This is a genomic window from Streptomyces sp. NPDC032721, assembly GCF_055579625.1.
This window is the reverse complement of the sequence record NZ_JBVIMX010000026.1, coordinates 90,885-115,266: the sequence shown is the minus strand read 5'-3', so window position 1 is coordinate 115,266 and position 24,382 is coordinate 90,885. Positions and strand designations below refer to the sequence as shown.

Here is a 24,382-nt window from a genome sequence, read left to right as displayed (position 1 = left end):
CCCAGCGCCGCGCAGTTCCCTGCGCCCGTCGGCGACGAGTACTTCAGGGGCGCGGGGAACTGCGCGGCCAGCCAAGAACTCACCTGCACATGACCACCGGCCGTGGCCGGGCCCGCCACCTCTGCCCCACCCCGAGGGCCGGCAGCCCACCCACCCCCGCCCACCCGCACGCGCCGGGGCCTGGGGCAGCGCCCCAGTTTCGGGAAGGGGCGGGGAGGGGAAGAGCCCCGCGCAGCGGACCCCCACCCCCACCAGTGCCCCCCACACGGCGGCAGCCGCACATGTCACAGCCGGGAAGGGGCGGGAAGGGGAAACGCCCGCGCAGCGGACCCCCACCCTGTGGTTGCGTGGCTCTCACACCCGGCCCCCGGAAGGACAACACCCCATGAACAGACGCCAGTTGCTCGCCGCCGGCATCGGCATAAGCGCCACCCTCACCCTCACCGGCCAGGCCCGCGCATCCACCCCCTCCCCCGCCCACCGCATCGCCGACGCCCTCACCAGCCCCACCACCACCGACACCCACCGCACCGCCACCTGGACCCACACCCGCCTCACCCTCCACGACGGCCCCGTCCCCCTCGGCATCGACATCCTCGCCGACACCCACCGCACCCCCACCTCCCTCACCTACCTCCTCCCCGGCGGCGGCCTCAACTTCGCCGCCGACTTCTTCACGCCGCGCGCCCACAACCTCGCCCACCACCTCCGCTCCCAGGGCCAGTTGGTCATCGGCATCAGTCCCCGCGAGGACCTCGCGAAGCCCGCCGACCTCACTCCTGCCTGGGGCCAGGCCGCCCACAAGGCCGATGCCGCGAAGGTCGTGCGGGCCGTCGACTCGGTCCTGCGGCTCCCGTACCAGTTCCTCGGGCACTCCGCCGGCGCCGTCCTCGCCCTCGACCTCGCCTCGACGGACCGCTCACCCCGGCTGCGCCGCGTCGTGCCGCTCGACACCACCGGCCCGTACACCGGCGCCAACGCCCTCCGCGCCGCCCGGATGCGCGACGCCCTCCAGGCGCAGCTGGACATGGGCATCACGTACGGGGACACCGGACTCAAGGGGCTCATCGGACGTGCCCTCACCGATCCGGACGGGCCCTCGCCGGTGCCCCGCCCCACCGACCCCACCACCCGCTTCACCAATGCCGGATTCGCACACTTCGCCCTGATCCGTACGAGCTCCCTGCCGAGCGACACCAACTGGATCTACCGCCAGGGCTACAGCGCCGGCAGCTACACCTTCGGCCCGACCCCGGCCGACGACCGGTTCTCACTGACCCACACGCCCCTCGCCACCTGGGGCGAAGCCACCACCGCCCTGGGCAGCGGCCTCGTACCCAACGCCCTGCTGCGCGACCTGGCGGCCGTCTGGGCCGGCGACGACGCCACGTACCGGATCGACTGGGCGGGCATCCGCGCACCGGTGGTCTGGGTCAACGCGGAGCTGGGCCGGGGCGACGAGCCGCACGGCGCCGAGGCCATCCGCGCGGGCGGCAACACCGACGTCGGCTTCCGGGTGGTCCCGGGCTACGGCCACGCCGACCCGGTCTGGAGCACGACGGCGGACAAGGACGTCTGGCCGCTCCTCACCCCGTAAACCCCGTAGCAGACAGAGCAGCGGGTCAGCGGCCGAAGCGGCCCCGCCGGCCCGCCCTCGGCGCACCCCCCGCCGGCACCGAAGCCACCGAAGCCGCCCCGTCCGCCACCGTCTCGTACACCGCGAGGATGTCCGCACCGACCGTCGACCAGTCGAAGCGCCGTACGTGTGCGCTGCCCCGCTCGCTCAGTTCCGCACGGCGTTCCTCGTCGCCGAGCAGGCGGACGGCGGCAGCGGCCAGCGCGTCCGCGTCCTCGTTGGCGAAGATCTCGCCCGCCTCGCCCTGGTCGAGCACCTGAACGAACGCGTCCAGGTCGCTGGCCAGGACCGGGGCCCCCGCCGACAGCGCCTCGACCAGGATGATGCCGAAGCTCTCGCCGCCGGTGTTGGGGGCCACGTACACATCGACGCTGCGCAGCAGCCGCGCCTTGTCCTCGTCGCTGACCATGCCCAGGAACTCGACCCGCCCGCGCAGTTCGGCGGGGAGCGTCGCGACCGCCTCCTCCTCGTCGCCGCGCCCCGCGACCAGCAGCCGGGCGTCCGGGAACTCGGCGAAGATCTTCGGCAGCGCCCGCATCAGCACCGGCAGCCCCTTGCGGGGCTCGTCGATCCGGCCGATGAAGCCCAGCGTGCGGCCCTGCCACTCCGGCTTGGGCTCGACGTCGGAGAAGAAGCCCACGTCGACACCGTTGGGGATGACGACCGCGTCGCCGCCCAGGTGCTCGACCAGGGTGCGCCGCGCGTACTCGCTGACCGCGATCCGCGCGCTGATCTTCTCCAGCGCCGGCTGCAGGATCGGGTACGCGGCGATCATCGCGCGGGAGCGCGCCGTGGAGGTGTGGAAGGTGGCCACGATCGGCCCCTGCGCCGCCCAGCAGGTGAGCAGACCGAGCGAGGGCGAGGCCGGCTCGTGGATGTGGACCACGTCGAACTCGCCGTCGTGCAGCCAGCGCCGCACCCGCGCCGCCGACAGGAAACCGAAGCTGAGGCGGGCGACCGAGCCGTTGTACGGAACCGGAACCGCGCGCCCCGCCGAGACGACGTAGGGCGGCAGCGGGGTCTCGTCGTCCGCGGGGGCCAGCACCGACACCTCGTGACCCCACCGGATCAGATGCTCCGCGAGGTCTCTGATGTGGAACTGGACGCCGCCCGGCACGTCCCAGGAGTACGGGCAGACGATCCCGACCTTCACTCCTGTCCCTCCGGCCGGGTCTCCAGGTCAGCCAGCCACAGCCGCTGCAACATGTGCCAGTCCTCCGGGTGCTCGGCGATCCCGTCGGCGAAGGCATCGGCCAGCGCCTGTGTCATCGTGGACGTCTTCTCGGCCCGGGTACCTGTCTCGGGTACCTCGACCGGCGGATGGATCCGGCCGCCCATCGCCCGGGGGCCCTCGTACCAGAGCGTCACCGGCATCAGCAGCGCCCCCGTCTGCTGCGCCAGGATCGCCGGACCGGCGGGCATCCGCGCGCGCTCGCCGAAGAACTTGACCTCGACGCCGGACGCGGAGAGGTCCCGGTCGGCGACCAAACAGACCAGTCCGCCGCCGCGCAGCCGCCGGGCGAGCGTGCCGAAGGCGGAGCCGCCGGTGTGCGGGACGACCTCCATGCCCAGGCTCTCGCGGTACGCGACGAACCGGTCGTACAGCGACTCGGGCTTGAGCCGCTCGGCGACGGTGGTGAAGGGGTGGCCGAGGTGGCTGGTGACCCAGACTCCGGCGAGGTCCCAGTTGGCCATGTGCGGCAGGGCCAGGACCACGCCCCGGCCGGAGTCGAGGGCCTCGGTTATCCGGTGTCCGTCGCGGATGCGGACATCGGCGGCGATCCGCTCCGGGGTCCAGGTGGGCAGCCGGAAGGACTCCATCCAGTACCGCATGTACGAGCGCATACCGGCCTTGGAGAGGGCGGCCAGCCGCTCCGGGCTCGCGTCCGGCACGACCCGGGCGAGGTTGGACTCCAGCCGCAGCACGCTCTTGCCGCGCCGCTTCCAGACCCGGTCGGCGATGGTGCGGCCAAGACCCGCCGCGACCGGCTCGGGCAGCAGCTTCACCCCGCCCCAGCCGAGCCCGTACAGCCCGTCGACGAGCTTGTCCTTGCCGGACGCCCGCTCCCCCGCACCCGTGGCGTCACTCGGTGCCGTGGCCCCGTTCTTCTTCGTCGGCCTGTCGTCCGTGCTCTTCGCGTCGCTCATGACGCAGCCCCGTTCCCGGTCGCGGCATCCGCCTCGGCCGATTCCCGTCGTACCGTCACCACCCGCTGTCCCAGCGTCACCAGGGAGCCCACCGCGACCACCCACAGCGCGATCGGCAGCAGCACGTCCACACCCGGCAGCCCGAACTTGTGCAGTCCCGCGACACCTGCCGCGACCAGCGTGATGACCAGGCGCTCCGCCCGCTCGACGAGACCGTTGACCGCCACCGGCAGTCCGATCGCCTCGCCCCTGGCCTTGGTGTACGACACGACCTGACCGCTCGCCAGACAGAAGATGGCGATCGCGCAGAGGATGTTGTCGTTGCCGTTGCCCGCGTACCAGAGGGCCAGTCCGCCGAAGATGCCCGCGTCGGCCACCCGGTCCAGGGTGGAGTCGAGGAAGGCGCCCCACCGGCTGGACACCCCCGCCTGGCGGGCCATGTTGCCGTCGACGAGGTCGGAGAAGACGAAGAGGGTGATGACGATGGTGCCCCAGAAGAACTCCCCGCGAGGGAAGAAGACCAGCGCACCCGCCATCACTCCGGCCGTACCGATGAGCGTGACCGCATCGGGGCTGACTCCGCGTCGGAGCAGAAATGCGGCAAACGGTGTGAGGACACGCGTGAAGAATGCACGCGCGTACTTGTTCAGCATGGCCTTCCCGAGGGGTCGGTGGGCCGAGCGGCCCCTACGGCCACCGGCTGGCCCATCGTAGCCACGGCGGCCCCGGTCCAGCGCCGGGCACCCGGCCGGGCGCCGTGTCCGTACGGCGGATGGCGGCACCGGGCCGCGCGTCGACCGCCTGCCGGCCCCGCGTCGGCCGCCTGCCGGACGCGTGCCTCACACCCGTCGGCCGCCTGCCGGCCCCGCCCCGGCCGCCCCCGCACCACAGCAGAGCGCACCGGGGTATGGACGCACAGTGACCCGAGTGGAAAGCTCGAATGACCGCGGGCGTCATCGGTGCCGCCACGCCGCTGCGGCTCCTCGTGCTCCGATGTCCGCGCCCTTCTCCTCACCGTGCACCAACACCGGGAGGCCAGAAACCATGGGCGACAAGTCACACACGAGCGCACACTCCGGAGCCGCCGGCAGGGCAGCGACGGCCGACCGCCCCTCATCCGTACGGAATGTGGTGCTGGTCGGCCACAGCGGATCGGGCAAGACCACACTGGTGGAAGCCCTCGCGCTGGCGGCGGGGGCAGTGAACAGGGCGGGCCGGGTCGAGGACGGCACCACCGTCTCCGACCACGACGAGATCGAGCACCGGCAACAGCGCTCCGTCCAGCTCTCGCTGGTCCCCGTCCCCTGGGACGGCATCAAGATCAATCTTCTGGACACTCCCGGATACGCCGACTTCGTCGGGGAGTTGAGGGCCGGTCTGCGAGCCGCGGACGCGGCCCTCTTCGTCGTCTCGGCCTCGGACGGCGTGGACGGCGCGACCCGCATGGTGTGGGAGGAGTGCGCGGCCGTCGGCATGCCGCGCGCCATCGTGGTGACCCACCTGGAGGCCGCCCGCGCCAACTTCGAGTCCATGACCGACTTCTGCGCCGAGGCCTTCGGGCACGACGACCCGGACGCCGTGCTCCCCCTCTACCTCCCGCTGTACGGCGACCACGGGGCCGACGGGCACGCCCCCGTCGTCGGCCTCCTCGGTCTGCTCTCGCAGCGGATCTACGACTACTCCTCGGGCGAGCGCAGGGAATTGCTCCCCGACCCGGCCCAGTTGCCGCGCATCGAGGCGGCCCGCAACCGGCTCATCGAGGGGATCATCGCCGAGAGCGAGGACGAGTCCCTGATGGACCGCTACCTCGCGGGCGAGGAACTCGACCTCAAGACCCTGATCGGCGACCTCGAACGGGGCGTCGCCCGGGGCACGTTCCACCCCGTGCTCGCCGCCGCACCCGCCCCCGAGGGCAGCCGCCAGGGCCTGGGCACCGTGGAGATCCTGGAACTCATCACCGGCGGCTTCCCGACCCCCGCCGAACACGAACTGCCCGCCGTCACCACCCCGCAGGGCAAGCCCTGCCCGCCGATCACCTGCGACCCGGCGGGCCCGCTGGTCGCCGAGGTGGTCAAGACCGCCTCCGATCCGTACGTCGGCCGGATCTCCCTGGTACGCGTCTTCTCCGGCACGCTGCACCCCGACGAGACCGTCCACGTCTCGGGGCACGGCCTCGCCGACCGGGGACACGAGGACCACGATGTCGACGAACGCGTCGGCGCCCTCTCCTCCCCCTTCGGCAAACAGCAGCGCCCCCTCTCCCACGCCATCGCGGGCGACCTCGCCTGCGTGGCCAAACTCACCCGCGCCGAGACCGGCGACACCCTCTCCGCCAAGGACAACCCGCTGCTGATGGAGCCCTGGTCGATGCCCGACCCGCTGCTCCCGCTCGCCATCGAGGCGCACAGCAAGGCCGACGAGGACAAGCTCTCGCAGGGTCTGGCCCGGCTGGTCGCCGAGGACCCGACGATGCGCCTGGAGCAGAACCAGGCCACCCGCCAGCTCGTCCTGTGGTGCCTGGGCGAGGCCCACCGCGAGGTCGCCCTGGAGCGGCTGCGCTCGCGGTACGGGGTCCAGGTCGACGCCGTCGACCACAAGGTGTCGCTCCGCGAGACCTTCGGCGAGCGCACCGCGGGCCGCGGCCGGCACGTCAAGCAGTCCGGCGGCCACGGCCAGTACGCCATCTGCGAGATCGACGTGGAGCCGCTGCCGCCGGGCACCGGCATCGAGTTCGTCGACAAGGTGGTGGGCGGGGCGGTGCCGCGCCAGTTCATCCCGTCCGTGGAGAAGGGCGTACGGGCCCAGGCCGCGCGCGGTCTGGCCACCGGCTACCCGCTGGTCGACGTACGGATCACCCTGCGCGACGGCAAGGCGCATTCGGTGGACTCCTCCGACGCCGCCTTCCAGACGGCGGGGGCGCTCGCCCTGCGCGAGGCCGCCGCCGACGCCAGGATCGACCTGCTGGAGCCGGTCGCCGCCGTCACCGTCATGGTCCCCGACAACTACGTCGGCCCGGTCATGAGCGACCTCTCGGGACGCCGGGGCCGGGTCGTCGGCACCGAACAGGCGGGCCACGGCCGCACCCTGATCCGGGCCGAGGTGCCCGAGATCGAGATCGGCAGGTACGCGGTCGACCTGCGCTCCGTGTCGCACGGCACGGGCCGCTTCAGTCGTACGTACGCCCGGCACGAAGCCATGCCGCCCCCACTGGCAGGCAAATTCCGCGAAAAGGAGCAAAACGGCGGGTAGTTGACCGATTTGCGGCATTGCCGTCCGCCCAATTCCCTTGCGGTGGGCGGCATTCCGTGCACCCATGACGAGCAGTGCACCACGTCGATAGTCTGTGACCCCAGCTCAGCAGGTGTGCGGTGGGCGGCAGTTGGGCACAGGCCGCAGAGCGGGACCGTCGCCCGCGGCACACGCGAGCGGCGGGCAGTGTCCTGCACAGACGATGTCGTACGTGAACGGTCGATGGGGGCGGTAGTGGCGGACTCGGGATTCGATTTCTCACCCGGTGCACAGGTACCACTCATGGGCGCCGCAGGGCAGACCGCGGCGACCCATGCGCTGGCCTCGGCCGCGTACCGGGACAGCCCGGTGACCCAGATCCTCGACGCGAACAGCGACTGGCACAAGTCCGAGGTGAAGAAGGGCAGGCTCTCCCTCTTCGAACCCAACCTGGGCGAGGCGTTCTCCCGGGCCGTGCAGGTCCGCATGCTCGGCGGCGCCCGCGCGGCGCTCATCCAGTCCTTCGGCACCGAGCCGCAGACCGTCGTCGAGCACTGCCTGGCCGCCACCAACATCCGCAAGGCACGCGACACCAAACTCACCGCCGTCATGGCTGTCTTCGGCCTGCTCTTCCTGCCCGGACTGCTGATCTGGCTGGCGGTCTTCCAGCTCCGCCGCACCATCGCGGGGGCCAAGGACAGGAGGGCCGGAGCCCTCGGCACCGCACTCCTCATCGCCGTCGCGGGCCTGGTGGTGATCTTCCTGATCAAGCTGCCCTTCGGCGGAGTCCTCGGCATCTACCTGCGGGCGATGGTCGTCGCCCCGGTCATCGGGTGGTTCCTGGCCAAGCAGATCTGCGAGTCCACCGCGAAGGACCTGCGCGAGCGCTGGTCCGCGCTCCTGTCGGGCGGCGGGATCGGCGCCAAGATCCCCGAGGCGGTCCCCCGCAGCCCCGGCGAGATCTCCGCCGAGAACCTCCGCCAGGGCCTCGCCCGCCTCACCGCCGAGCAGCAGTCCAACTCGGTCTTCTACGCGGGCCCCAAGGGCATACTCGGCATGGGCACCCGCTGGGGCAGCTGGCAGCTCGCCGAGGAACTCAACCGCGCGGACCCCGCCAAGGAGATCCACGGCTTCCGCAGCTGGGACGTCATCCGCGCCATCCACGACCAGCTGCGCATGCTGGAGCGCGGCCCGCTGCACACCGGCGGCTTCCCCGCTCCCTCGGTCAAGCACTGGATCGTCGCCCCGGTCGGCGAGAACGCGGGCTCGGTCAGCCGCCCCGAGGGCCAGGACGTGGACGCGTACCAGATCAAGACCCACGAGATACAGCGCATCTGCAACGAGCAGCAGTTCGGCGCCGGCAACCGGCACTACCTGGGCGTCCAGTTCACCCTGTGGGACGGCCAGCTGGTGATCACCATGCTCATCACCGTGACCGTCCTGCACGAGACCCTGCGCATCGAGGTCACCGGGCACGCGCTCGGCCCCGTGCACTCCCTCTTCACCACGAAGCCGAGCCCCAAGACGGTGACGGTCAGCAAGACGGTCAAGTTCTGGGAGACCAAGACCAACGAGCTGCCGCTCATCGACACGGCCGATGTCGTACGCCTCAGCGTCCGGGCCCCGCTGACCTGGTTCCCGAACGTACTGGACTTCATGGGCGGCAAGCTCGTGCTCCCCGAGCCGTTCGGCCTGCGGCACGCCTGGGCGGACAAGCCCTGGCGGCACCGCTTCATGGCGGACGACGCGATGCGCGCGGCGGCCCCGGTACTGCGGGTGGTGCACACGGCCGCCATCAAGGTCCTGGAGGACCACGGTGTCGACACCGAACGCTTCAGCGGCCGCGCGATGAACCTCAGCGGCGCGATCCAGGACCCGTCACCGCGCAGGGCCGACGTCTACGACGCGTAGCACCGGCAAAGACGCCTACGGAACGTCCGGCCACACGTCGGCGAGCATCTTGCGCGTATCGGCGAGGAGTTGCGGCAGCACCTTGGTGTGCCCGGTGACCGGCATGAAGTTGGTGTCGCCGTTCCAGCGCGGCACCACGTGCTGGTGCAGATGGGCGGCGATGCCGGCACCGGCGGCGGCACCCTGGTTGAGCCCAATGTTGAATCCGTGCACCCCGGACGCTATCCGCAACGCCGTCATCGCCTTCTTCGTGAAGACGGCCAGCTCGGCGGTCTCGGCGTCGTCCAACTCGGTGTAGTCGGCGACGTGCCGGTACGGCATGACCATCATGTGGCCGCCGTTGTAGGGGTACAAATTCATGATCGCGAAGACGCTCGTGCCGCGCGCGACGATCAGCGCGTCCTCGTCACTGTGCCGGGGAGCCTCACAGAAGGGGCAACCGTCACCGGACCCGGGCCCGGTCGGCTTGTTCTCACCCTGGATGTACGCGATCCGGTGGGGCGTCCACAACCGCCCGAACCCGTCCGGCTCACCCACCGGTCCACTCTGCTGCTCCGGCTCAGTCGTCATGCGGAAAGCATAGGCGTACGACCTGGGGGGACGGCGGGGAGGGCAGCGAAAAGGGCGGCCCCGGAAGGGACCGCCCTCTCACTCGTTCAGCAATGCTCAGACCTGGACGCGACGCTCCACGACGTCCACCAGCTTGGCCAGTGCCTCGTCCTTGGCGATCCCGTTCTCCTGCGAACCGTCGCGGTAGCGGAAGGAGACGGTGCCCGCGGCCATGTCCTCGTCACCGACGATGATCATGAACGGGACCTTCTGCTTCTGCTGGTTGCGGATCTTCTTCTGCATCCGGTCGGACGAGGCGTCCACCTCGACCCGCAGCCCCTTCTTCTTCGCCTCTGCGGCGAACTCCTGGAGGTACGGGATGTGGCTGTCGCCGATCGGAATGCCGACCGCCTGGACGGGCGCCAGCCACGCCGGGAACGCACCCGCGTAGTGCTCCAGGAGCACCGCGAAGAACCGCTCGATCGAACCGAACAGCGCCCGGTGGATCATGACCGGCTGCTGCTTCGTGCCGTCCGGACCGGTGTACTCCAGGTTGAAGCGCTCCGGCAGGTTGAAGTCGAGCTGCACGGTCGACATCTGCCAGGTGCGGCCGATGGCGTCCTTGCACTGCACGGAGATCTTCGGCCCGTAGAACGCGGCCCCGCCCGGGTCCGGAACCAGGGGCAGCCCCTGCTTCTCGGCGACCTGCTGGAGCGTGGCGGTGGCCTCTTCCCAGAGCTCGTCCGAACCGACGAACTTCTCCGGGTCCTTGGTCGAGAGCTCCAGGTAGAAGTCGGTCAGACCGTAGTCGCGCAGCAGCCCGAGGACGAAGGTGAGCGTCTTGTCGAGCTCGTCCGCCATCTGCTCCTTGGTGCAGTAGATGTGCGCGTCGTCCTGGGTGAAGCCACGGGCCCGGGTCAGACCGTGCACCACACCCGACTTCTCGTATCGGTACACGGTGCCGAACTCGAAGAGACGCAGCGGCAGTTCACGGTACGACCGCCCGCGCGCATCGAAGATCAGGTTGTGCATCGGGCAGTTCATGGGCTTGAGGTAGTAGTCCGTGCCCTCGTCGAGCTGCATGGGCGGGTACATGCCGTCGGCGTACCAGTCCAGGTGCCCGGAGGTCTCGAAGAGCTTCCCCTTGGTGGCGTGCGGGGTGTAGACGAACTCGTACCCCTCCTCCTCGTGCCGGCGTCGCGAGTAGTCCTCCATGACCCGGCGGATGACGCCGCCCTTGGGGTGGAAGACCGCGAGGCCGGAACCGATCTGCTCCGGGATGGAGAAGAGGTCCAGCTCGTTGCCCAGCTTGCGGTGGTCGCGCTTCTCGGCCTCGGCGAGGAACTCCAGGTGCGCCTTCAGCTCGTCCTTGGAGGGCCACGCGGTGCCGTAGATGCGCTGGAGCATCGGGTTCTTCTCGCTGCCGCGCCAGTAGGCGGCCGCGTTGCGCATCAGCTTGAAGGCGGGGATGTTGCGGGTGCTGGGCAGGTGCGGGCCCCGGCAGAGGTCGCTCCAGCACACCTCGCCGGTCTTCGCGTCGAGGTTGTCGTAGATGGTCAGCTCGCCGCCGCCCACCTCGACGTCCGCACCGTCGTCGCTGGACGCGGCGCCCTTGAGGCCGATGAGCTCCAGCTTGTAGGGCTCGTTGGCGAGCTCCTCGCGGGCGGCCTCGTCGGTGACCACCCGGCGGGAGAACTTCTGCCCCCGCTTCTGGATGATCTGCATCTGCTTCTCGATCGCCTTGAGGTCCTCCGGGGTGAAGGGCTTCTCGACGTCGAAGTCGTAGTAGAACCCGTCCTTGACCGGCGGGCCGATGCCCAGCTTGGCCTCCGGGTGCAGCTCCTGAACGGCCTGCGCCATGACGTGCGCGGTGGAGTGGCGCAGGATGTTGAGGCCGTCCTCGGAGGTGATCTCGACCGGCTCGACCTCCTCGCCGTCCCGCACCTCGTAGGACAGGTCCTTCAGCTCACCCGCGATGCGGGCGGCGACGATCGAGCGCTCGCCGGCGAAGAGCTCGGCTGCCGTAGTGCCCGTCGTCACCACGCGCTCTTCCCGCTCGGAATCGCGTTGGATGATCACACGGACGTCTGACACCGGTCTCTCCTGACTGAGGGGGTACGTGCCTGTGGAAGCGGCACGCACCCGAATCGTACCGAGCCGGTGGGGCCGCGCGCGAAACGGTTATGCGCGCCCCCTCCCCCTGCCCCCTCAGTCCTCCCCGCTGCACGCCTCCTCGAAGAAGTCCAGGTTCTCGTGCAGCGCCTTCATCAGCCGGTCCCGTTCCGCTTCGTCGACCTGTACGGGGACGATGCCGTGCGCCCCGGTCAGCCGCCGGAACCCGCCGCGCCGCTCCAGCCGCCCGCCCACCTGGATGGGCAGCCCGACCAGATGCGCGTGCCCGGCGATCCGGTACGCCTCCTCGTCCAGCGCCATCCGTACGTGCGGCACCTCCGCCCCCGCGAGCACCCGCAGCCGCACCGTCCCGCCACCGCGCGGAGCAGACCTCCGCATCCGTACGACCGCACCCGTGACCCGTACCGAGACCGAGGGCTCCTCCCGCAGGTAGCGCGCGCCCGCCGACCGCAGCGCGGGCAGGTCGCCGGGCGAGAACTCCACCGCCTCGGGCCGCACCGCGCACCCGGGCGGCGCGCCCGCGGCGGGCGCCCAGTCCAGGGCGATGCGGGCGCCCTCGGAGCCCTGCACCAACGCCACGACCGCCTCGGTGAGTTCGTGGCTGACCCCGGCCTCGACCGCCGCGTCGTAGGCCTCCATGCCGCCGGTCGCCCGCTGGTAGTCGGTGGCCTCGCGGGCCGCGTGCAGGGCGTGGTGCAGTCGTACGACGGTTTCCCGGCCGGTGGAGACGGGCACAAACGCGGTCAGCCTGCGCCCGCCCGTGCCCGCCCCCACCAGTACGCCTTCCAGCGCGCTCTGCGCCTGCCGCCGGTGCCGCGCCCCGTGGTACCCGGCACGCCCGCGCGCCGCGAGCGCCCCGGCGAGCAGCATCTGCCGTGCGGCCGAGCGCAGCTTCTCCCCGGCGGGCCAGCTGGCCGCTCCCGCCACTTCCTCCGGTACGTCGCGGAACCACCGGATCTCGTCGCTGTCCACCGCGAGCTGCACGAGCACCTCGCGGGCGGACGGCGCGGGGCAGCGCTCCAGTGCGCCGAGCGCCTCGCCGAGCAGGTCGGCGCTGTCGGGGAAGGCCCGTGATTCCGGTACGAGCACACTGGTGCCGCCCGCCCCGGCGCCGGGGGGCGTCCACCGCGCGTAGCGTCCCGGTGCTCCGCCGCGCCGGTGCCACCCGTGCCGGGCGAGCAGCGCGCCGAGGACGGCGGGGTCGACCTGGGAGGGTTCGGGGCCGCCGCCGTCCCAGGCTCCGGCCACCTCGCCGGGATGTGGTCGTGCGGGATCGTCGATCGGCCGGTACCGGTGCATCAGGGTTTCCCTCCAGCCCCGACGCGGGTCATGATCTCGCAGAGGGCTCGGTCGTCGAATATCCGCGAGGTGGGGACCCGCACATTGGTCCTGTACCTGCCGGTCACCGGGTGTCCGGCCAGGTTGATCCAGTAGCAGCAGTGCCGCAGGTCGAGCCGGTCGTGCCCGGCGCGCAGCCAGTCGTCCCTGGTCCTGGGCACGATCATCACGACCAGGATCTTGTGCACCGAGACGGGGGTTCTCGCCAGCTTCACCAGGTGGTCGTTGTCGAGGGTGAAGGAGAAGGCGTTTTTGGGCGGGTGCGGTGCGAGTTGGTAGGTGCACTTGAGCTGCACCTTGATCGTCACTTCGTCGTCGACGGTGTGCACGGGGGATCCGTGGCTGACGTGCCAGTCGATGCCGTTGTCCGGGAACGGCTGCGAGAGCGAGCAGCCGGCGGCTGCCGCGACCGCGTGCAGATAGCCCACCTGGAGTGTCTCCATGCAGGCGGTGGTGGCGAGTGCGCCCCGTAGCGGAGAGGTCCGCTCGGGCAGCAGCCCGCCCGGTTCGGGCTGCGCGAGCGCCATGGCTGACGTGTGCCTTCCGGGCTGTGCCGATCGGTTCGTTGCGTGCCGGTTCCGTGCCAGGACCCGGCCGAAGGTCGACGGGCCGTCAACTTCCTGACCTGTCACCTGTGTTGTCTCCGTACGGCTTATGGCGTAAACGGCCCGGGTATCACCGCTTCGGGCAGAAAAGCGCACCGGGTCGATCCGTGGAGCACGCCATCTGCCGGAGGAGCAAGAGGAGTGGGGACATGACGTGCTGGTACGAGGGGCCCCTGGCGGCCTTCGACACGGAGACCACGGGCGTGGACGTGGAGGGTGACCGGATCGTTTCGGCGGCGCTGGTGGTGCAGGACGCGGCGGGCGCGCGGTTTCGCGCCACCCGCTGGCTGATCAACCCGGGCGTCCCGGTGCCGGCCGCCGCCACGGAGATACACGGTCTCACCGACGAGCACCTGCAGCGCAACGGCCGTTGGCCGTCCCCCGTGATGGAGGAGATGGCGCGGGCGATAGCCGAGCAGTGTGCGGCGGGGCGGCCACTGGTCATCATGAACGCGCCGTTCGATCTGACCATGCTGGACCGGGAGTTGAGGCGGCACCGGGCCTCTTCGCTGTCCCGCTATCTGGAGGCCAGGCCGTTGCAGGTGGTGGATCCGAGGGTGCTGGACAAGCATCTGGACCGGTACCGCAAGGGGCGTCGCACCCTGACGGACCTGTGCGCGCACTACGGCGTGGAGCTGGACGGGGCGCACGACGCGGTGGCGGACGCGACGGCTTCGCTGGAGCTGGTACGGGCGTTGGGCAGGCGGTTCGCCGCACGCCTGGAGCGCCTGTCCCCGGCGGAACTGCACACGCTCCAGGCGGTGTGGTTCGCGGCCCAGGCGCGCGGCCTCCAGGCGTGGTTCGCCCGCAACGGTTCCGACGAGGCGGTCGACCCGGCGTGGCCGCTGCGCCCGGAGGTGCGCGCCGAGGCGGCCTAGAAGGTACGTGCCGCTGTGCGGGAGGTACGTGAGCCACGGGAGCGCCGTACGACCACCAGCCCTGCCACGGCGGTGAGTCCGACCAGTCCGGCCAGCGCGCTGAGCACCACCCGGAACACGCCGTCGGCCGCGAAGCCGAGGAACGCGTTGGCGGCCACGGCTACGGCCAGCAGCATCCACAGCATCGCTTTGATCATGGTGTCCATCGGGGCGGCATCTCCTGGTTCGGGTCGCTCACGGTGATCCGTGCATCGACCACGCTAGGAAATCCGCGGCTCCGGTACGAGGGAGCAGACCCCCCGGTCGAGGGTGGGGCCAGCCACACCCCGCACCCACCGCGAGCACCCCTTGAGCACGCCCGAAGGCGCCGTCGTGCCACAACGAAAAGCCGGTCCGTCTGTGACGGACCGGCTCTCCCGGGGTGGGCGATACTGGGTTCGAACCAGTGACCCCTTCGGTGTGAACGAAGTGCTCTCCCACTGAGCTAATCGCCCGGGAACGGGTTGAACCATACAGCGCTTTTCGGGTTTGGTTCAAACCGCGCTCAGAGTGCGAGTGCGGCCGCCAGTCCGCGCTGCCCGGAGCGCATCATCCAGGCGTGGTTGGCGAGGAAGACGGGCCGCCCGGGCACGGCCAAGTGCCGCAGCAGCGGCTTGCGTACGTCCACCACCTGCTCGTAGAACGCCCGGGTGCCGGGCACCGTCCCCAGGAGTGCGGGCCGGAGGATCCAGCGCACCCACCCCTCCATGTCGCCCGCCATCTCGATCTCCAGGATGCCGGCGGCCGGGTCGCGCCGCCGTTCCGTCGCGGTGACCACCAGGTCGTACGGGAGGAAGGAACGGAAGCGGGCGGTACCGCTGTGCTCGTCGACGGGGGTGACCTCGCGCACCTGCGGCCACCAGGCCGGGTAGTCCTCGGCGTTCTCCAGTACGCGGTAGACGGCGGCGGGGTCGGCGGGCAGTTCCCAGATGCTGCGGAAGCGGTAGTGGCACCAGTCCATGTGCCCAGTCTGCTCCAACGGACCCGTGTCCACTCCGTACCTGAGTACCCGTCTGAGTACCCGGCCCCATGACGGGTGTGCGCCCGCTCGCCCACACTCCCCCCATGAACAACGTTCCGCACCCCGCACCCGCCGAGGAGCTGGTGCTCCTCGACGCCGAGCTGGCCCGGCTCGACGCGCGCCGGGGGCAGTTGCTGCACCGCCGCGCGTATCTGGTGCAGGTGCTCAGTGCTCCTCTCGCGCCGCCGCCCCACGCCCAGGGGAAGCAGCCGCTCACCCCGGCCCAGCCCCCGCCCCCGGCCTCCTCGCCGAGTGCCCAGAACGTGCTGCTGACCCTCGGCGGCATCCTCCTTGCGGTCGCGGCGCTGGCCTTCACCCTGGTCGGCTGGGGTCAGATGGGCATCGCCGGGCGCTCGGCGGTACTGGGCTCGGTCACGCTCGCCGCCCTCGCGGCACCGGCCCTGCTGGTACGTCGCGGCCTGGTCGCCACCGCGGAGTCGGTGGGCGTGCTGGCCCTGCTGCTCACGGTGCTGGACGCGTACGCGCTGCACGAGGTGGCCTTCGCGTCCACGGGCACGGCGGGCTACACGGCCGCCGCGACCGCCGTCCTCACCCTGCTGTGGGCGGGCTACGGCCTGGCCGTCCCCCGTCTGCGCACCCCGCTCCCCGCAGCCGTCGTCGCGGCCCAATTCCCGCTCTACCTCTGGGTGTTGTCCGCGTCGGCGGCACCGCTCACGCTCGCCTGGGCGCTGCTGGTCACCGCCGCTCTCGACTTCGCCCTGGTGCTGGGCACGTCGCGCCGCGCCCCCGCTCCGGTGGGCGGGTTCGCCGAGGCGGGTGCGTGGGTCACCGGTGGCATCGCGCTGCTGATCGCGCTGGTCCGCTCCGCGACGGCGTCGACCGCCGCCGAGGCCCTTCCCGCGTCCGCGCCGCTGCTCGCAGGTGCGGCGCTCGCCCTGGCCGCCGCCCTGCTGCGGCCGGGGTTCGCGCCCGCCCTGGTGGCGGGTCTGGCGGCGGTGGCCTCGGTGGGCGGGGCGGTGCGGCCCGCGCTGCCGGTGGCGTGGGTGGTCCCGGTGTACCTGCTGTGCGCGTTCGCCGTCCTGGCTTCGGTACGCGGCCCCCGTCCGGCGCGTCCGGTACGGCTCGGTCTGGCCGCCGCGGCCGGGGCGGTCGGCGGGTGCGCGGCCCTCACGGTGCTGCCCGCGCTGGCCGTGACCGTCGTGGCGGGGCCGCTGTCACGCGCCGTCGCTCCGTGGCGGGGGCTGCCCGACACCGTCCGCGCGACGGTGGAGTTCGGCTTCCCGTGGGCACAGACGGCCACCGGCCCCCTGGTCGCACTGGCGCTCGCGGCCGCGCTCGCCGCCGCCCACCGCCGTGCTCCGCACCCGGCGACCGCCTCCGGGGCGCTCGCCCTGGCCGCCGTCGGGGTCCTCCTGCTGCCGACCGCCCTGGACCTCCCGTACGTCGTGGCGCTCTTCCTGTACGTGGCCCTGGCCGCCGCGGCGCTGACCCTGGTGTGCCGTACCGCCGCCGCGCCCGCCGCATCCACCGCCGAGCCCGCCGTGCGCACCGCCGTCTCGTACACCGCTCTGGCGGCCGGTACGGTCGGCGCGTTCACGGCGTCGTGTCTGGCGCTCGCCGCGCGGGGGACCACGTTCACCGTCCTGGGCGCACTGCTGGCGGTGTGCGTGCTTCTGGCGGCCCGGGTGCCGGGCACGGTGGCCGGAGCGGTGGGCTGTGTCGCGGCCGTCGGCTGTGCGACCGGGCTCGCGCTCGCCGCCTCGGCCGCGCTGGAGCTGCCGCAGCAGCACACGGCGCTGCTGGTGCTCGCCGTCCCGGCGGGCGTCGCCGCGCTCGCGGCGCGCTTCCGCTGCGCCCCCGCCGAGTTCGCGGCGCCCGCCGTGGCGCTCCTGGCCGTCACGCTGGCGACGGCCCACCTGCCGACGCTGGCCCTGGTGCTCGGCCTGTGCGCGGTGATCGCCGGGGGTACCTCGCTGCGTGCCGACCGCAGGGAGGTCCGCTGGGCGGCGGGCGCGCTGTTCCTGGCGGCGACCTGGGTGCGGCTGGCCGCGTCCGGGGTCGACACCCCCGAGGCGTACACCGTGCCGGTGACCGTCCTGGCGCTGGCCGTGGGCTTCCTGCACCGGCGCGCCCACCCGGCGGTCTCGTCCTGGACGTCGTACGGCCCCGGCCTGGCCGCGACGCTGCTGCCGAGCCTCGTCGCCACCTGGGCCGACCCGCAGTGGCTGCGTCCGCTGCTGCTGGGCTGTGCGGCGCTCGTGGTGACCCTGCTGGGGGCCCGGCACCGGCTGGGTGCCCCGTTGCTGCTCGGCGGCGTCACGCTCGGCCTGGTGGCCCTGCACGAGCTCGCCCCGTACGTGATCCAGGTGGTCGGCGCGCTCCCCCGCTGGCTGCCCCCGGCGCTGGCCGGTCTGCTGCTGCTGGCCGTCGGTGCCACGTACGAACAGCGGCTGCGCGACGCCCGCCGGCTGCGCGCGCGGCTGGGCCGGCTGGGCTGAGGTCGACGGCGTACGACAGAGGCCCGAGAGACTTTGCGTCTCTCGGGCCTCTGATCCCGGGTGGGCGATACTGGGTTCGAACCAGTGACCCCTTCGGTGTGAACGAAGTGCTCTCCCACTGAGCTAATCGCCCGGGCACAGACAGAACATTACCGCATGTCAGCGCGTGCCCCCGACCACTTTTCCGGGTGGTCGGCGCTCGTTACTCGTTGATCTTCCACGGCATCACGATGCCGAACTTCCAGACGTAGATCCCGACCAGCACGGCGATGATCACCAGGCCGATCGTGGTCAGGATGATGTTCCGCCGCCGGACCTTCGGGTCGAGCGCCTTCTGGGCGGCCTCGGTGAGCTTCCGCTTCGTCCAGCGCATGACCAGCTGGGCCCAGACGAACTCGGTCGCCCAGATCGCCATGCCACCGAAGATCACCACCCAGCCGGGTCCGGGCAGCGGAAGCATGATGATGCCCGCGATCACGACCGCCAGGCCGACGACGAAGACGCCGACCTGCCAGCTGAGGTGCAGCGTTCTGCGCGCCTGGATGTACTGCGGTGCCCGCGATCCGAGCTCGCGCTCGTCGCCCTTCACGTCCCCCGTGGCGGGACCGGCCGTCGTCGCCGCGACAGCCCCGTCCCGTCCGTCACTCTCCGCGTTCATGGGAGCCAGCCTACCGGGACGATTCCCTTCACTGGAATAGCCGTACGAGTCAAACCCGGACTCGGCCGTACGAGCTACCTCAAGAGACCTAAAACACTCACAAGGGTTTACAACTGCATCAGAGGTGGCATGTCGATTTCGCCGACGTGCGAATCCCCGAGCGCACACTGAGCGAAAGGCCCTGGCGCTTATGAACACCACGGTCAGCTGCGAGCTGCACCTGCGCCTCGTTGTGTCGAGCGAGTCATCACTGCCTGTACCCGCGGGCCTGCGGTACGACACGGCCGATCCCTATGCCGTGCATGCCACCTTCCACACCGGAGCCGAGGAAACGGTCGAGTGGGTCTTCGCCCGCGATCTCCTCGCCGAGGGCCTGCACCGGCCCACCGGAACCGGCGACGTCCGAGTCTGGCCGTCCCGGAGCCACGGTCAGGGCGTTGTCTGCATCGCCCTGAGCTCACCGGAGGGCGAGGCCCTGCTCGAAGCCCCGGCGCGGGCGCTTGAGTCGTTCCTGAAGAGGACGGATGCCGCAGTGCCACCCGGCACTGAACACCGGCACTTCGACCTCGACACGGAGCTCTCTCACATCCTGGCCGAGAGCTGAGCCAGGTCGAGAGTCGTTCCTCGCCGTCCGACTCGGGGCGACGGCGCGGGGCGGACACCCCCATAGGGACAACTTCATAAGCGGTCCATCGGCGCCGTCGTCGCGGAATCCACCGCGGCGACGGCGCCGCTGTTCGTTTTCCGCGTACGACTAGAGTCGTCCGGCATCGGCGGGCACCGGCCCGCAGCAGGCCAGGGAGCGAACCGTGCTGATCCCCCACGACACCCGGAAAGCCCTCGACGTCGTCGTCGATCTGGTGAACACCGCGCCGGAGAGCGAGCCCACCGACCGCCTCGCGGACCTGGAATCGCTGAACGCCTTCGTAAGGCTCCACGACGTGAGCGACGTGGGCTGGCTCGGCGAGGACGATCTGAGGGCCGTACGGGACGTCAGGGCCCGCTTCGCGGAGGTGTTCGCGGCTCCCGACCCCCGCACCGCGGCCGAGCTCATCAACCGGCTGGTGGCCGCGGCCGGGACGACGCCCCGGCTGACCGACCACGACGGCTTCGACTGGCACGTGCACTACTTCGCGCCCGGCGCCTCCATGGCGGACCACCTGGCGGCGGACTGCGGGATGGCGCTGGCCTTCATCGTGGTCTCCGGGGAGCAGGAGCGGCTGCGGCGCTGCGAGGCGCCGGACTGCCGGCACGCCTTCGTCGACCTGTCGCGCAACCGCTCGCGGCGCTACTGCGACAGCCGCACATGCGGGAACCGGCTGCACGTGGCGGCGTACCGGGCCCGGCGTAAGGAAGCCTCCGGCTGAGCACGGCCCCTGCCCGCGTCGGCCGCGGCGATGCCGGTGGCGGCGGCGTCGGTCGAGGCGGCGTCAGTCGAGGAACAGGTCATGGACCGCCCCCATCATGAGCAGCGTGCCGATCAGCGCGAGGAAGATCATCAGGGGCGGCTGGGAAAGCGCGAAGAGACAGCCTCGCGCTTCTTCGGCGGGGGCGGGCGCCGGGGCTTCGTCCGGGGAGGTCTGGAGCATCTCGGGCCGATGATGACTCAGCCCGGTGGTACGGAATGACCAACACGCCCACTTCTGGCGGCCGTTCGTCGAATTCCGTGCAATTCCACAATCGCTCCGCTGTCCGAAGCGCCAGGCTTCCGGGGACGGCGGTCCAGCCCGTCCCCGCCCGGCCCGGCCGCCCGGACGCTCAGATGCCGTGCTTCTTGAGGATCGCCTCGATGTCGGAAAAGTCCTCGTCGGCGGCCTTCTTCGGCTTCGCGGCGGGTGCCTGAGCCGGTGCGGCGGCGGGCGCGGCGGCCGGAGCCCCGGCGCCCAGCGAGGGTGCCGACGCCGTCGGGGCGACCGCGTCGCGCTGTGCCGCCTTCGCGGCCTTGCGCTCCTTGCGGGTGCCGCCGGTGCGCCGCTCCACGGCCCGCGTGGTCATGAAGAGCAGCCAGGCGAGGGCGAGCACGCCGAAGCCGGCCCACACCATGGGTTTGAACACCATGCCGGAGATCCAGCCCACGGCTCCGGTCATCACCAGACCGACCGGTACCAGTGAGTAGGCGGCCAGGCGGGTCGCGGCGAGGAACCGCTTCCGGTACGCGGTGATCGCGGCAATGCCCAGGCCGGCCGCGGACACCGCCGAACAGACGGTCTCTACCAGCAGCATCGGTCCTCCAGCGGTGGGAAGTGCGTTCCCACCCATCCTGCACCGAGCCAGGTGCGCGCGGCCATCCTCGGGGCCCGTCTCAGGGAGATCTCCGGGGCGCGGCTCCTCCCCAGGTCCCGGTTGGGGCGCCCGGCGTACGACTGGGAGACTGGACCCCATGAGCAACCCCTCTCCCAGTGCCCCCGCCTCCCCCGTCGTCCTCGACGTCTGGTGCGAGCTCCAGTGCCCCGACTGCCGCACCGCCCTCGCCGACCTGGCCGCGCTGCGCGCCAGGTACGGGGACCGGCTGGACATCCGGCTGCGGCACTTCCCGCTGGAGAAGCACAAGCACGCGTACGACGCGGCGCAGGCCGTCGAGGAGGCGTTCGAGCAGGGCAAGGGCTGGCCGTACGTGGAGGCGGTGCTGGCCCGCACGGAGGAGCTGGGCGAGCGGGGGCAGCCGGTACTGCTGGACGTGGCGCGCGAACTCGGCCTGGACGCCGAGGAGTTCGACACAGCCCTCATCGACGGCCGGCACATGCTGATCGTGGACGCCGACCAGGCGGAGGGCAAGGCGGTCAAGGTGACGGGCACCCCGACGTACGAGATCGGCGGGGAACTCCTCGACGGCAGCAAGGACCAGACCGGTCTGCGCGCGCGCATCGAGGAGATCGCGGACAGGCTGCTGGCCGGGCGGACCGGCTGACGGCCCCGACGGCTCCCGCTAGAGCAACGGCTTGATGGCGTAGAGGAACGTCGTGCGGTAGCCGAGGGACTCGTAGAGCCGCAGGGCCGGGGTGTTGTCGGCGAAGACGTGCAGGCCGATGCGGGTTTCGCCTGCCTGGAGGGCGATCCGCTCGGCCAGCGTCATCAGGGTGCGTCCGTACCCCTTGCCGCGCTCCTGCTCCACGACCTCGACGTTGAACACGAAGGCGGCCCACTCGCCGGGGTCCATCTCGTGCCGGGCGAGCCACAGCAGTCCGACCGGCTCGCCGTCGTGCAGAAGGTGGTTGATCCAGGTGTGGGGGGTGGCGAGACCGTCGGGGAGGAACCTGCGGTCGCTGGCCTCGGCCTTGATCCGGGCCTGGTCGGCGGGGACGCCCTGGTCGATCCAGCTCTGCGCGTAGCTCAGATGCTCCTCCCGCCGCCAGGTCTCGTACGCGTCCTGCGCGAGGGGGCGGACCGTCACGTGGGCGGGCAGGGCGGGCGGTTCGGCGGGCAGGTCCTTGAGCATGTTGCGGCTGCGTTCGACGTAGCCGAGGGCCGTCGCCATCCGCAGCGCGGGCTCGGCGTCCGCCGGTACGGAGACGGAGACCTGCTCGCACCCCCAGCCGCGCAGCACCTCCTCGGCGGCGAGGGCGGCGACGGTGCCCCGCCCCCGGCGGCGGTCCGCCTCGTCGATCCGCAGCGAGGTGATCCGTCCGACCTTGGCGCCGAAATCCGCCAGGGTCTCGATGTGCGCAGTGCCGACGGGGCGGCTGTTCACACACACTTCGTAGTGGCGCGAGCGCGCGCCGTCAGCACCGGTCTGGAGCGGCCCGGTCGGCCGTAGGGTCGTGGTCATCACGGGAGTTGTACCCCTGCCGGGCCCCCTCGTCATCACGTTTTACGGGTCGAGGTCGTCGCCCGCGCGCTCGTCGAAGATCCGCATCGCCTTGGCAGTCACCGGGCCGGGCGCTCCGGGCAGTTCGCGCCCGTCGACGCGGTGGACGGCCTGCACGTCGCGCAGGGTGGAGGTCAGGAAGACCTCGTCGGCGCGCGCCAGCACGTCGAACGGCAGGTCCCGCTCGCGGGCGCCGGTCCACTCGACGGCGAGCGCGCGGGTGATGCCGGCCAGGCAGCCGGAGGCGACGGGCGGGGTGAGCAGTTCGCCGTCGACGACGACGAAGACGTTGGACCCGGTGCCCTCGCAGAGCTGTCCGGCGGTGTTCGCGAACAGGGCCTCGGACGCGTCGTGTTCGCGCGCGCGGGCGAGTGCGACGACGTTCTCGGCGTACGAGGTGGTCTTGAGTCCGGCGACGGCGCTGTGCTCGTTGCGCGTCCAGGGGACGGTGACGACGGCGGTGCTGTCGGGGCGGCGGCCGGTCTCGCCGAGCGCGACGATCAGCGTCGGCGCGGCGTCGCCCCGGTCGGAGCCGAGCGGCGAGACCCCGCCGGTGTAGGTGACCCGGAGCCGGCCGAGCGGCATCGGGTTGGCGTCGAGGACGGCGGCGCAGGCGCGGCGCACCTCGTCGTGGTCCGGGGCGGGCAGGCCGAGGCCCCGGGCGGAGGCGGTGAGCCGGTCCAGGTGGCGGGTGAGCGCGAAGGGCTGCCCGTGGCGCGCCTTCAGCGTCTCGAAGACGCCGTCGCCCACGGTCATCCCGTGGTCGAGTACGGAGACCCTCGCCGAGTCGGCGTCGACCAGTCCCCCGTTGACCCAAATCTTCATGAACCGGACCCTCCACTTGCACTCGCCGTCGCGCTGTACGCACCCGACGCTACCGCGAGCAGCCGGGCCGCCTTGAGCTCGGTCTCCGCCCACTCCCGCTCGGGGTCGGAGCCCCAGGTGATGCCCGCTCCGGTGCCGAACTTCAGGACGGGCCCGCCCGGCGCCGTACGGTCGATCCAGAAGGTACGGATGCCGACGGCCAGCTCGCCGGTGCCCCGGTCGGCGTCGACCCAGCCGATGCCGCCGCAGTAGGGGCCGCGGGGAGAGGTCTCCAGCGCTTCGATGATCTTCAGCGCGCTGGACTTGGGGGCGCCGGTGACGGAGCCGGGCGGGAAGGTCGCCGCGAACAGGTGGGCCCATCCGGCGCCGGGGCGCAGTTCGGCGCGGACGGTGGAGACGAGGTGGACCAGGCCGGGGTGCGGCTCGGTCTCGCAGAGCCTGGGAACGGTGACGCTGCCGGTGACGGCGACGCGGCCGAGGTCGTTGCGGACCAGGTCGACGATCATCACGTTCTCGGCGTGGTCCTTCTCCAGCAGGTCCTCGGCCGTCTTCCCGGTCCCCTTGATGGGCCCGGACTCGATGACGCCGCCGTCCCGCCGCAGGTAGAGCTCGGGGGACGCGGTGGCTATCTCCACGCCGTACGCGGGCAGCCGTATGGTGCCCGCGTAGGGGGCGGGGTTGCCCCGGGCGAGGAGTGCGGTGAGCGCGTCGACGTCGGCGCCCGGGTCGACGGGTGCGCTCAGTACGCGGCAGAGGTTGGCCTGGTAGACCTCCCCCTTCGCGATGTGCGTACGGATGGCGCGTACGCCCGCGGTGTAGGCGTCGCGGTCGAGCGAGGACGTCCAGCTGTCGGCGGCGGGGCCCCGCCAGGCGCCGGGGACGGCGGCCGGCACCGGCTGCGTACGGACGTCGCCGAAGCGGGCGCAGACGAGCCGGCCTTCGAAATCGGCGGCCACGGCCCAGAAGCCGGAGGAGTCGAGGGCCGCCGGGTCGCTGGTCACGTCGCGCAGGTCACGGGCGACTAGGCCGCCGAAGCGGGCCAAGGAGGGGAGGTCGTGCACGGCACCGAGTCTATGGCGGCGACGGGGGCCCCACCTGGGCGAGGACGGTGCGGGGGTCCTGGCAGGTCGGGTACGTGACCCGTGCGTG

General features: G+C 71.7%; 23 protein-coding genes and 2 tRNA genes. 8 read left to right on the top strand and 17 right to left on the bottom strand.

The features are described 5' to 3' along the window. Positions 1-385 precede the first annotated feature (385 nt). On the top strand, positions 386-1,597 hold the full coding sequence (locus ACZ5PB_RS38260) for a hypothetical protein (RefSeq protein WP_468697768.1): 1,212 nt from the start codon (positions 386-388) through the stop codon (positions 1,595-1,597). Between the two features lie 25 nt (positions 1,598-1,622). On the opposite strand, the gene ACZ5PB_RS38255 is transcribed toward ACZ5PB_RS38260, so the two are convergent. Genes ACZ5PB_RS38255 through pgsA form a run of 3 tightly spaced genes read right to left on the bottom strand, consistent with a single transcriptional unit; the run spans position 1,623 to position 4,437 of the window. Further along, a complete protein-coding gene (locus ACZ5PB_RS38255) occupies positions 1,623-2,789 on the bottom strand; it encodes a glycosyltransferase family 4 protein (protein ID WP_468697767.1) in 1,167 nt (388 codons plus the stop codon). Then, positions 2,786-3,784: a phosphatidylinositol mannoside acyltransferase gene (locus ACZ5PB_RS38250; protein ID WP_468697765.1), complete on the bottom strand. Its 999-nt coding sequence runs from the start codon at positions 3,782-3,784 to the stop codon at positions 2,786-2,788. Before ACZ5PB_RS38250 ends, ACZ5PB_RS38255 begins: the two co-directional genes overlap by 4 nt. Continuing rightward, positions 3,781-4,437 (bottom strand): phosphatidylinositol phosphate synthase, encoded by a 657-nt coding sequence (gene pgsA / locus ACZ5PB_RS38245; protein WP_468697764.1) that lies wholly within the window; start codon positions 4,435-4,437, stop codon positions 3,781-3,783. Before pgsA ends, ACZ5PB_RS38250 begins: the two co-directional genes overlap by 4 nt. A gap of 391 nt (positions 4,438-4,828) precedes the next feature. On the opposite strand from pgsA, the gene ACZ5PB_RS38240 reads away from it, so the two are divergent. Next, positions 4,829-7,033, top strand: a complete 2,205-nt coding sequence (locus ACZ5PB_RS38240; RefSeq protein WP_468697762.1) for an elongation factor G-like protein EF-G2 — start codon at positions 4,829-4,831, stop codon at positions 7,031-7,033. 222 nt (positions 7,034-7,255) lie between these two features. Further along, on the top strand, positions 7,256-8,923 hold the full coding sequence (locus ACZ5PB_RS38235; RefSeq protein WP_468697761.1) for a hypothetical protein: 1,668 nt from the start codon (positions 7,256-7,258) through the stop codon (positions 8,921-8,923). 15 nt (positions 8,924-8,938) lie between these two features. Here ACZ5PB_RS38235 and ACZ5PB_RS38230 read toward each other — a convergent pair whose 3' ends face one another. The 4 genes from ACZ5PB_RS38230 to ACZ5PB_RS38215 all read right to left on the bottom strand — a co-directional run bounded on the left by ACZ5PB_RS38230 (position 8,939) and on the right by ACZ5PB_RS38215 (position 13,470). Next, positions 8,939-9,493, bottom strand: coding sequence for an HIT family protein (locus ACZ5PB_RS38230; RefSeq protein WP_468697759.1), 555 nt, complete (start codon positions 9,491-9,493; stop codon positions 8,939-8,941). 96 nt (positions 9,494-9,589) lie between these two features. Next, positions 9,590-11,566, bottom strand: a complete 1,977-nt coding sequence (gene thrS / locus ACZ5PB_RS38225; RefSeq protein ID WP_468697758.1) for a threonine--tRNA ligase — start codon at positions 11,564-11,566, stop codon at positions 9,590-9,592. Positions 11,567-11,680: 114 nt separating this feature from the next. Next, on the bottom strand, positions 11,681-12,904 hold the full coding sequence (locus ACZ5PB_RS38220; protein WP_468697756.1) for a hypothetical protein: 1,224 nt from the start codon (positions 12,902-12,904) through the stop codon (positions 11,681-11,683). Then, positions 12,904-13,470, bottom strand: a complete 567-nt coding sequence (locus ACZ5PB_RS38215; protein ID WP_468697755.1) for a DUF4365 domain-containing protein — start codon at positions 13,468-13,470, stop codon at positions 12,904-12,906. Before ACZ5PB_RS38215 ends, ACZ5PB_RS38220 begins: the two co-directional genes overlap by 1 nt. Positions 13,471-13,697: 227 nt before the next feature. Between ACZ5PB_RS38215 and ACZ5PB_RS38210 the strand changes: the two genes are divergently transcribed. Continuing rightward, positions 13,698-14,426: an exonuclease domain-containing protein gene (locus ACZ5PB_RS38210; RefSeq protein ID WP_468697754.1), complete on the top strand. Its 729-nt coding sequence runs from the start codon at positions 13,698-13,700 to the stop codon at positions 14,424-14,426. Here the strand turns inward: ACZ5PB_RS38210 and ACZ5PB_RS38205 are convergent. From ACZ5PB_RS38205 to ACZ5PB_RS38195, 3 genes are all read right to left on the bottom strand, one after another. Then, positions 14,423-14,632 carry a hypothetical protein gene (locus ACZ5PB_RS38205; protein ID WP_468697752.1) on the bottom strand — a complete coding sequence of 70 codons (210 nt, stop codon included), beginning with the start codon at positions 14,630-14,632 and terminating at the stop codon, positions 14,423-14,425. The genes ACZ5PB_RS38210 and ACZ5PB_RS38205 overlap by 4 nt on opposite strands. A gap of 216 nt (positions 14,633-14,848) precedes the next feature. Continuing rightward, positions 14,849-14,920, bottom strand: a tRNA-Val gene (locus tag ACZ5PB_RS38200). Between the two features lie 50 nt (positions 14,921-14,970). Next, positions 14,971-15,426: an SRPBCC family protein gene (locus tag ACZ5PB_RS38195; protein WP_468697750.1), complete on the bottom strand. Its 456-nt coding sequence runs from the start codon at positions 15,424-15,426 to the stop codon at positions 14,971-14,973. 104 nt (positions 15,427-15,530) lie between these two features. Between ACZ5PB_RS38195 and ACZ5PB_RS38190 the strand changes: the two genes are divergently transcribed. Further along, positions 15,531-17,945 carry an SCO7613 C-terminal domain-containing membrane protein gene (locus ACZ5PB_RS38190; RefSeq protein ID WP_468697746.1) on the top strand — a complete coding sequence of 805 codons (2,415 nt, stop codon included), beginning with the start codon at positions 15,531-15,533 and terminating at the stop codon, positions 17,943-17,945. A gap of 61 nt (positions 17,946-18,006) precedes the next feature. On the opposite strand, the gene ACZ5PB_RS38185 is transcribed toward ACZ5PB_RS38190, so the two are convergent. Beyond that, a tRNA-Val gene (locus ACZ5PB_RS38185) sits at positions 18,007-18,078 on the bottom strand. Positions 18,079-18,147: 69 nt separating this feature from the next. After that, a complete protein-coding gene (locus ACZ5PB_RS38180) occupies positions 18,148-18,603 on the bottom strand; it encodes a TIGR02611 family protein (RefSeq protein WP_468697745.1) in 456 nt (151 codons plus the stop codon). Between the two features lie 190 nt (positions 18,604-18,793). On the opposite strand from ACZ5PB_RS38180, the gene ACZ5PB_RS38175 reads away from it, so the two are divergent. Together ACZ5PB_RS38175 and ACZ5PB_RS38170 are read left to right on the top strand one after the other, a co-directional pair. Continuing rightward, a complete protein-coding gene (locus ACZ5PB_RS38175) occupies positions 18,794-19,207 on the top strand; it encodes an SsgA family sporulation/cell division regulator (RefSeq protein ID WP_003959770.1) in 414 nt (137 codons plus the stop codon). 205 nt (positions 19,208-19,412) lie between these two features. Then, entirely contained in the window at positions 19,413-19,970 is a 558-nt protein-coding gene (locus tag ACZ5PB_RS38170; RefSeq protein WP_468697743.1) for a CGNR zinc finger domain-containing protein, read from the top strand. A gap of 63 nt (positions 19,971-20,033) precedes the next feature. Here ACZ5PB_RS38170 and ACZ5PB_RS38165 read toward each other — a convergent pair whose 3' ends face one another. Next, positions 20,034-20,192: a hypothetical protein gene (locus tag ACZ5PB_RS38165; RefSeq protein ID WP_468697741.1), complete on the bottom strand. Its 159-nt coding sequence runs from the start codon at positions 20,190-20,192 to the stop codon at positions 20,034-20,036. A gap of 169 nt (positions 20,193-20,361) precedes the next feature. Continuing rightward, on the bottom strand, positions 20,362-20,823 hold the full coding sequence (locus ACZ5PB_RS38160; protein ID WP_468697775.1) for a hypothetical protein: 462 nt from the start codon (positions 20,821-20,823) through the stop codon (positions 20,362-20,364). 160 nt (positions 20,824-20,983) lie between these two features. Here ACZ5PB_RS38160 and ACZ5PB_RS38155 point away from each other — a divergent pair, with 160 nt between their 5' ends. Then, positions 20,984-21,511: a DsbA family protein gene (locus ACZ5PB_RS38155; RefSeq protein WP_468697740.1), complete on the top strand. Its 528-nt coding sequence runs from the start codon at positions 20,984-20,986 to the stop codon at positions 21,509-21,511. 18 nt (positions 21,512-21,529) lie between these two features. Here the strand turns inward: ACZ5PB_RS38155 and ACZ5PB_RS38150 are convergent, their stop codons facing one another. The 3 genes from ACZ5PB_RS38150 to ACZ5PB_RS38140 are packed head-to-tail and all read right to left on the bottom strand — an operon-like array spanning position 21,530 to position 24,294. Then, on the bottom strand, positions 21,530-22,369 hold the full coding sequence (locus tag ACZ5PB_RS38150; RefSeq protein WP_468697738.1) for a GNAT family N-acetyltransferase: 840 nt from the start codon (positions 22,367-22,369) through the stop codon (positions 21,530-21,532). Positions 22,370-22,411: 42 nt separating this feature from the next. Continuing rightward, positions 22,412-23,233 carry an aminotransferase class IV gene (locus tag ACZ5PB_RS38145; protein WP_468697736.1) on the bottom strand — a complete coding sequence of 274 codons (822 nt, stop codon included), beginning with the start codon at positions 23,231-23,233 and terminating at the stop codon, positions 22,412-22,414. Then, positions 23,230-24,294, bottom strand: coding sequence for a chorismate-binding protein (locus ACZ5PB_RS38140; RefSeq protein WP_468697734.1), 1,065 nt, complete (start codon positions 24,292-24,294; stop codon positions 23,230-23,232). The genes ACZ5PB_RS38145 and ACZ5PB_RS38140 overlap by 4 nt, the downstream gene beginning before the upstream one ends. Positions 24,295-24,382: the final 88 nt, after the last annotated feature.

Coding starts and splice junctions, on each gene's coding strand:
- ACZ5PB_RS38180 (WP_468697745.1), bottom strand. CDS start 18,603: ATGAACGCGGAGAGTGACGGACGGGACGGGGCTGTCGCGGCGACGACG.
- ACZ5PB_RS38150 (WP_468697738.1), bottom strand. CDS start 22,369: ATGACCACGACCCTACGGCCGACCGGGCCGCTCCAGACCGGTGCTGAC.
- ACZ5PB_RS38260 (WP_468697768.1), top strand. CDS start 386: ATGAACAGACGCCAGTTGCTCGCCGCCGGCATCGGCATAAGCGCCACC.
- ACZ5PB_RS38220 (WP_468697756.1), bottom strand. CDS start 12,904: ATGCACCGGTACCGGCCGATCGACGATCCCGCACGACCACATCCCGGC.
- ACZ5PB_RS38175 (WP_003959770.1), top strand. CDS start 18,794: ATGAACACCACGGTCAGCTGCGAGCTGCACCTGCGCCTCGTTGTGTCG.
- pgsA (WP_468697764.1), bottom strand. CDS start 4,437: ATGCTGAACAAGTACGCGCGTGCATTCTTCACGCGTGTCCTCACACCG.
- ACZ5PB_RS38195 (WP_468697750.1), bottom strand. CDS start 15,426: ATGGACTGGTGCCACTACCGCTTCCGCAGCATCTGGGAACTGCCCGCC.
- ACZ5PB_RS38210 (WP_468697754.1), top strand. CDS start 13,698: ATGACGTGCTGGTACGAGGGGCCCCTGGCGGCCTTCGACACGGAGACC.
- ACZ5PB_RS38190 (WP_468697746.1), top strand. CDS start 15,531: ATGAACAACGTTCCGCACCCCGCACCCGCCGAGGAGCTGGTGCTCCTC.
- ACZ5PB_RS38215 (WP_468697755.1), bottom strand. CDS start 13,470: ATGGCGCTCGCGCAGCCCGAACCGGGCGGGCTGCTGCCCGAGCGGACC.
- ACZ5PB_RS38205 (WP_468697752.1), bottom strand. CDS start 14,632: ATGGACACCATGATCAAAGCGATGCTGTGGATGCTGCTGGCCGTAGCC.
- ACZ5PB_RS38235 (WP_468697761.1), top strand. CDS start 7,256: ATGGGGGCGGTAGTGGCGGACTCGGGATTCGATTTCTCACCCGGTGCA.
- ACZ5PB_RS38165 (WP_468697741.1), bottom strand. CDS start 20,192: ATGCTCCAGACCTCCCCGGACGAAGCCCCGGCGCCCGCCCCCGCCGAA.
- ACZ5PB_RS38145 (WP_468697736.1), bottom strand. CDS start 23,233: ATGAAGATTTGGGTCAACGGGGGACTGGTCGACGCCGACTCGGCGAGG.
- ACZ5PB_RS38250 (WP_468697765.1), bottom strand. CDS start 3,784: ATGAGCGACGCGAAGAGCACGGACGACAGGCCGACGAAGAAGAACGGG.
- ACZ5PB_RS38155 (WP_468697740.1), top strand. CDS start 20,984: ATGAGCAACCCCTCTCCCAGTGCCCCCGCCTCCCCCGTCGTCCTCGAC.
- ACZ5PB_RS38240 (WP_468697762.1), top strand. CDS start 4,829: ATGGGCGACAAGTCACACACGAGCGCACACTCCGGAGCCGCCGGCAGG.
- ACZ5PB_RS38230 (WP_468697759.1), bottom strand. CDS start 9,493: ATGACGACTGAGCCGGAGCAGCAGAGTGGACCGGTGGGTGAGCCGGAC.